Raw genomic sequence first — 6,531 nt, 5'->3', positions numbered from 1 at the left:
TGGCGTGGTGCCAGTCACCTGGGAGCGCTATTGTCGCAGGCCAAGGGGGGACAACCGGCCTTGCGCCGGCGCGAGCAGACAGGAAGATCCGCCGTGAGCGTTGCTGCCCCCGACCCACGTGAGGTGCGCGAGGCGAGCCTGGACGAGCTGTCCCGGCTGGGCCTGCCGTTGCCGCCGGCCCAGTTTCCCCTCGTCTGGGAACCGGGTGACCAGATCGACCTGCGCCCGACCGGGGAGATCGAGGCGAGGATCGCGGTGCTGCACCTGATCCTGGCCCGCTGCTTCGGGATGCCCCCGCAGGCGGCGATGAGCTGGCTGCTCGGCTCGCACCTGGTCGACATGGTCACCCCGCCGGAGTGGCAGTTCGTGATGGGCGGCAAGGGCGACCACCGGTCGTTCGTGCTGCACCACGACGCGCTCTTCGCGCTGGCCTGGGTGCTCGGCCTGAGCAAGCAGCTCGACCCCACCCTGGCCGTCGACGAGCGGCTGATCGAGCGGCTGCCGCACATCGCCGAGGGGGAGACCTTCCCGCACTGGCGCTCCCGGATCCTCACGGCGCCACAGCACCCGGCCGACGCGGCCGCCCTGCTCGACCTGCACTACTGCCTGGACTGGGCGTACCTGGAGACCGAGCGCGGCGGCCGGCGCGCGCCGGGCCTGGTCGACGCGAACGCGATCGGGCAGCGGCGTTGGGCGTTGGAGTGGGCGGTGATCCTGCGGGGGCCGTACCACGACGAGCCGCCCGGTTGGGAAGAGGTCGACCTGTCGACCTGAGGTCAGTGGGGCCGGTATGCGTCCACCCGCACCGCCACCGTCACCCGGACCGGTTCGGGCAGGGCGGCCAGCCGGGCGGCGAGCGCGTCCGGGTCGGTGTGCCAGGCGCTCGGGCCCATCCCGACCAGGCTGGCGGCCTCCGGCCGGGTCAGTGTCAGCTGCGCCCGGTGCACGGCCGAGCCGGCCGGCGTGAAGTGCCCGCCCAGGCTCCCGGTCACCCGGTCGGCCTTGTCCGGGTCCACCCGCAGCAGGTCGAGGGCATCCACCAACTCGGCGAGATGGTCGGTGTCGGGCGTGACCACCAGCAGCGTCCCGGCCGGGTCGAGCACCCGGTGGAACTCGGCACCGTTTCGCGGGGCGAAGACGTTCAGCAGCACCGCGGTCGAGGCGTCCGCGAGCGGCAGTCGTTGCCAGGTGTCGGCGAGCGCGGCGGCGGCCCGAGGGTGGGCACGGGCCGCGCGGCGCAGTGCCGGCTTGGACACGTCCAGAGCCAGACCCACGGCGTCGGGCAGCGCCGCCAGCACCGCGCCGAGGTACCGGCCGGTGCCGGCGCCGGCATCCACCACCAGGGGGTACGCCCCGAAGTCCGGCGGCGGCTCGACGCGTTCCTCTGCTGTTGGGTCCTTTGCCCTTGCTGTTGGGTCCTTTGCCCTTGCTGTTGGGTCCTTTGCTCTGCACCCACCGAGGCGACGGCTCGGCGGGGAGACCGTCGCCTCGACGGGTGCAGAGCAAAGGGTGGGCGGAGTAGGTGCCGGGTGTGGGGCGTCCGTAGCGTCGAGACGGCCGACGGCGTCCGTGGCGGCTGTGGCGAGGGCGGCGGCGATGACGTCGTAGTGCCCGGCGGCGAGGAAGTCCGCGCGGGCGGCCACCATCTCGGCGGTGTCGCCGGCGTGTGGGGCGCGTCCGGCGAGCAGGTTGACGTACCCCTGGCGGGCGATGTCGAAGCTGTGCCGGCGCGGGCAGCGCAGTGCCCTGGCGGTGCCGGCTGTCGTCTCGGCCAGCGGCTCGCCGCAGACCGGGCAGCGCAGTCGGTGGAGGATGCGGGGGTCCACGTCAGGCCTCCGCAGCGTGCCGGGGCTGGGGCGCCCGCCCGCCGAGGTGGTCGACCACCCGGTGGGTGAGCGCGCCGAGCGCGTCGATCTCCGCAGGCGTGAGCAGGTCGATCAGGTGCCGGCGGACGGCGGCCACGTGGCCGGGTGCGGCGGTCTCGATGGCCTGCCGGCCGGCGGGGGTGAGGACGACGACCGAACCGCGGGCGTTGTCGGCGCACTCCTCGCGGGTGACCAGGCCACGCTGCTGCATGCGGGTCAGGTGGTGGGAGAGCCGGCTGCGCGACCAGAGCAATCCTCGCGTGCAGCCAGCCACCGGGTTGCGTCCACCTGACGAGTCTAGCGGTTGGTTGACACGTCATCGATTCGCCGCCCGGCGTCGCGTCCCGCCGCCATCGGGCCGCCATGGTCGCCGACGGGCGACTGGTGATCCGCCTCGCCGTGGACCGGGGTCTACGGCTGGCGGCCGTGACACCCGACCGGTCCCGTCCCGGTCCGTCCGGGCCGCTGACTAGGGTCTGAGCATGGTCGCAACTATCCGGTACGAGGACATCGTCAAGGTTCCCAAGGCGCTGCTGCACGACCACCTCGACGGTGGGCTGCGGCCGGCGACGATCGTCGACCTGGCTGCCGAGGTGGGCCACGAACTGCCCACCACCGACCCGGAGGCGCTCGGACGCTGGTTCGCGGAGGCGGCGGACTCCGGCTCCCTGGAGCGCTACCTGGAGACGTTCGCGCACACCGTGGCGGTCATGCAGACCGCGCCCGCGCTGCGTCGGGTGGCCCGTGAGTGCGCCCTCGACCTGGCCGCCGACGGGGTGGTCTACGCCGAGGTGCGCTTCGCCCCGGAGCAGCACCTGGAGCGGGACCTCAGCCTGGACGAGGTGGTCGAGGCGGTGCTGGCCGGGTTCGCCGAGGGCACCGCGCAGGCGGTCGAGGCGGGCCTGACGATCCGGGTGGGCACCCTGCTGACCGCGATGCGGCACGCCGCCCGCTCGCAGGAGATCGCCGAACTGGCAGTGCGGCACCGGGACGCCGGAGTGGTCGGCTTCGACATCGCCGGCGCCGAGGCGGGCTTCCCGCCCACCCGGCACCTGGACGCCTTCGAGTACCTCCAGCGGGAGAACTTCCACTTCACCATCCACGCCGGCGAGGCGTTCGGTCTGCCGTCGATCTGGCAGGCGATCCAGTGGTGCGGAGCGGACCGGCTCGGCCACGGGGTGCGGATCGTCGACGACATCGCGCCCGACGGCTCGCTCGGCCGGCTGGCCGCGTACGTCCGGGACAAGCGCATCCCGCTGGAGTTGTGCCCCTCGTCGAACGTGCAGACCGGTGCGGTGGACTCGATCGCGGATCACCCGATCGGCCTGCTGCGGGACCTGCGCTTCCGGGTGACCGTCAACACCGACAACCGGCTGATGAGCGGCACCTCCATGTCGCGGGAGATGTCGCTGCTGGTGGAGACGTTCGGCTACGGGTGGAAGGAACTGCAGTGGTTCACCATCAACGCGATGAAGAGCGCCTTCATCCCGTTCGACGAGCGGCTGCGCATCATCGATGAGGTGATCAAGCCGGCGTACGCGAAGTTGCTGGCCTGAGCTCAGCCGTGCGGGTGGCCGGCGAGCAGGCTGGCCACCCGGCTCAGCACCTCCCGGGCGCGGGCCGCCTCCGCGCCCAGGCCCATCTGCCGACGCAGCACCGCGGGCTCGGCCCGCAGCAGCGCCACCCCGCGCCGAATCAGCACCCGGGGCGCCTTGCGCTGCTCGGACAGGTCGCGGGCGAGTCGGCGCAGGAAGGTCGCCCCACGCGGGCGGCGCAGCGCGTACGCCCCGGCGAGCAGGCCGAGTCGACGACACTCCTCGACGATCTCGGCGGCGAAGATCCCTTCGGCCACGAAAATTGGCGAACCGGCGACATCAAATGGCCGGGTGGCCACCCGTCGATCGGCGCCGATCGCATAAACCGGCACATCGGCTCGACCCTCACGGGCAAGTCGGGCAATGATTTCCACCGCACCGGGGGCGTCCCACGACTGCGGCGATTCCCAATCCACCTGGCCGTTTCGTAGCGGCAACGTAGGGTCATCGCCGTCTTTGTAGAAGTCGTCCAAGCAGAGCACCGGCAAGCCGGTTTGCTGCGCTATGTACGACTTTCCGGACCCAGAAGGGCCGGCTAGTAGGACCACGCGGTGCGGATGTTCCATTACCTTCAGTTACTCCGGCCAGACAGACTGCTATCAAATCGCATCAACATCTCATCACACCTTCGGTTGGGGACAACCTGGGCTTTCTTCTTGTCGACCGGCGTGATGGAATCTCGGGGGTCCGACCCGCCGGGTCGGTCGCTGGGCGTTGCCCGGGGCAACGCGTTCAAGCTGTAATCGCGAGGGCGGTGACGTGAGCAAACGGCCAAAGACGGCGGGCTCCTTCCTGTCGCGGCTGCGCCGGCCGGCCAGCCGGCTCCGGGACATGCCGATCTGGTCCAAGCTCGGTCTCATCATGATCGTGCCGACCATCGCCACGGTCGTGGTGGGCACCAGTGGTCTTGTCGACCACCTGGAGACGCTCAACAATGCCAACCGAGCTGGCGACCTGGCCAACCTGTCGAGCTACTCGGGTGACCTGGTCGACGCCCTGCAGGACGAGCGGACCGCCGCCGTGCTGCTGCTGGGCGCAGACGGGACGCAGCCGACGGCGCAGTACCAGGAGGCCTACAACCGGGTGAACTCCCGGGTCGACCAGGAAGCTGCCCCCTACCGGCAGCAGCGGGCCGAGATCGAGGACCTGCCGAGCAGCCTGGAGGGTCTGCTCGACAGCATCGACCAGAACCTGCAGGACCTGTCGGGCGTCCGCAGCCAGGTGTTCAACGGAAAGCTCGCGCTCACCGAGACCGTGCAGGCGTACGAGGGTCTGATCAGTGACCTGCTCGCCATCCGTGACTCGTCCACGCAGCTCGCCGGTGACAACCAGCTGAGCGACCGGATGCGCGCCGCCGCGGCGGTCGCCCGGGAGAAGGAGTTCCTCGCCGCCCGCCGGGTCGTGGTGCACCGTGCGCTGGGCGTCAAGGGCGGAAAGCGCCTGACCCCGGCACTGCGCAGGGACTACGTCGCCAGTGACACCGGCCAGCAGCAGGCTCTGCAGAGCTTCAAGGCCGTGGCCACCCCGGACGACGCGAAGTTCCACGACCAGACGGTCGCCGGCGGCGACCGCCGGCAGGCGCAGAACTACACCGGCTGGATCGACGGCAACACCACCGGCGACATGCGTGGCGCCCCGTTCGGCCCGGACCAGTGGGAAGCCGCCATGACGGCCAACGCCAAGCTGATCCGCACCGTTGAGCGCAAACTCGACGGCGAAGTGGTCAACCAGGCCGACAACCTCCGGTCCGACGTCCAGCGCCAGGTCTTCCTGGAGACCGGCCTGCTGCTCAGCATGCTGCTGCTGGCCATCCTCTTCGCGTACCTGGTGGCTCGCTCGATGGCCCGCTCACTACGTGAGCTGCGGCAGGGCGCGCTCTCCGTCGCCCAGTACGGCCTGCCACAGGCGGTGGCCCGCCTGCGCGACCCGCAGGTCGTCGGGCAGTTGTCCCCGGTGCAGCTGGCCAACCAGATCGCCGAGCCGCTACCGGTGCGCAGCAAGGACGAGTTCGGCCAGGTGACCGAGGCGTTCAACGCCGTCCACCTGGAAGCCGTCCGTACCGCCGCCGAGCAGGCCGCACTGCGCGCCTCCGTCGCGACCATGTTCGTCAACCTGGCCCGCCGTTCACAGATCCTGGTCGACCGCCTCATCGGGCACCTCGACCGGCTGGAGCGCGGCGAGGAAGACCCGGACCGGCTGGCCGAGCTGTTCCAGCTGGACCACCTCGCCACCCGGATGCGCCGCAACGACGAGAACCTGCTGGTGCTCGCCGGCGCCGACTCCACCCGTGTGCAGCGTGAGCCGGCCGCTCTCATCGACGTGCTGCGCGCCGCGCAGTCCGAGGTCGAGCACTACACCCGGATCGAGTTCGGCGTCATCGACCGGGACATCGAGGTCGCCGCGCACGCGGTCAACGACCTGGTGCACCTCGTCGCTGAGCTGTTCGACAACGCCACCGCGTTCTCCCCGCCCGACTCGCAGGTCATGGTCGAGGCCCGCCGGGTCGGCGACCGTTCCTCGCTGTACGTCGAGGACCGCGGCATCGGCATCAGCGCCGAGCAGCTGCACGACCTGAACGAGCGGCTCGCGACGCCGCCCCAGGTGGATGTGGCGGTGTCCCGGATGATGGGCCTGGTCGTGGTCGCCCGGCTGGCGTCGCGGCACGGGGTCCGGGTGGAGCTGCGCCCCGGCAACGACCGCGGCACCGTCGCCGAAGTGACCCTGCCTACCTCAGTCCTGGTGCCCCGGGCGCTGTCCGGCCGGGTGCAGCAGCCTCCGGCGCTGCCGGCGGCGGGCGGTGCACCCCAGTTCGGTGGTCCGCAGTCGGGTGGGCCCACGCCGGTCTTCGGCGCGTTGCCCGCCCTGGGCAACGGCCCTCGCCCCAGCGAGTCGTCCGGCAACCAGGTCACCCTGGGCGGCCGTCCGTTCGAGCCCGCGTCGCGCAACGGCGCCGGCACCCCCGCCAACGGTGGTACGTACCGCTCGATGCCCGCCTGGTCCGATCTGACCGGCGCGGCCGGGACGAACGGCGGCGACGGGTTCACCCCCCGGTCGGCCAACGGCCAGGGGAC

6 protein-coding genes are annotated in these 6,531 nt (G+C 71.5%); 3 read left to right on the top strand and 3 right to left on the bottom strand.

Annotated features, from left to right (window positions below; translation table 11 throughout):
- Positions 1–93 precede the first annotated feature (93 nt).
- A complete protein-coding gene (locus KBX53_RS17975; protein WP_030329040.1) occupies positions 94–774 on the top strand; it encodes a DUF4272 domain-containing protein in 681 nt (226 codons plus the stop codon).
- 2 nt (positions 775–776) lie between these two features.
- Here the strand turns inward: KBX53_RS17975 and KBX53_RS17970 are convergent, their stop codons facing one another.
- Both KBX53_RS17970 and KBX53_RS17965 read right to left on the bottom strand, forming a co-directional pair.
- Entirely contained in the window at positions 777–1,826 is a 1,050-nt protein-coding gene (locus KBX53_RS17970; protein WP_210860492.1) for a putative RNA methyltransferase, read from the bottom strand.
- 1 nt (position 1,827) lies between these two features.
- Positions 1,828–2,076 carry a MarR family winged helix-turn-helix transcriptional regulator gene (locus tag KBX53_RS17965; protein WP_247675800.1) on the bottom strand — a complete coding sequence of 83 codons (249 nt, stop codon included), beginning with the start codon at positions 2,074–2,076 and terminating at the stop codon, positions 1,828–1,830.
- Positions 2,077–2,347: 271 nt separating this feature from the next.
- On the opposite strand from KBX53_RS17965, the gene KBX53_RS17960 reads away from it, so the two are divergent.
- Positions 2,348–3,421: an adenosine deaminase gene (locus KBX53_RS17960; RefSeq protein WP_210860490.1), complete on the top strand. Its 1,074-nt coding sequence runs from the start codon at positions 2,348–2,350 to the stop codon at positions 3,419–3,421.
- Between the two features lie 2 nt (positions 3,422–3,423).
- On the opposite strand, the gene KBX53_RS36405 is transcribed toward KBX53_RS17960, so the two are convergent.
- Positions 3,424–3,717: a hypothetical protein gene (locus KBX53_RS36405; RefSeq protein WP_245233532.1), complete on the bottom strand. Its 294-nt coding sequence runs from the start codon at positions 3,715–3,717 to the stop codon at positions 3,424–3,426.
- A gap of 502 nt (positions 3,718–4,219) precedes the next feature.
- Between KBX53_RS36405 and KBX53_RS17950 the strand changes: the two genes are divergently transcribed.
- Positions 4,220–6,531, top strand: a 2,312-nt coding sequence (locus KBX53_RS17950) for a sensor histidine kinase (protein ID WP_210860488.1), incomplete at its 3' end; no start/stop codon positions are given.

Source organism: Micromonospora sp. M51, assembly GCF_018070305.1.
Classification (GTDB): domain Bacteria; phylum Actinomycetota; class Actinomycetes; order Mycobacteriales; family Micromonosporaceae; genus Micromonospora; species Micromonospora parva.
Note: the sequence above shows the minus strand (reverse complement) of the source record. Positions and strands in the feature narration are given on the sequence as shown.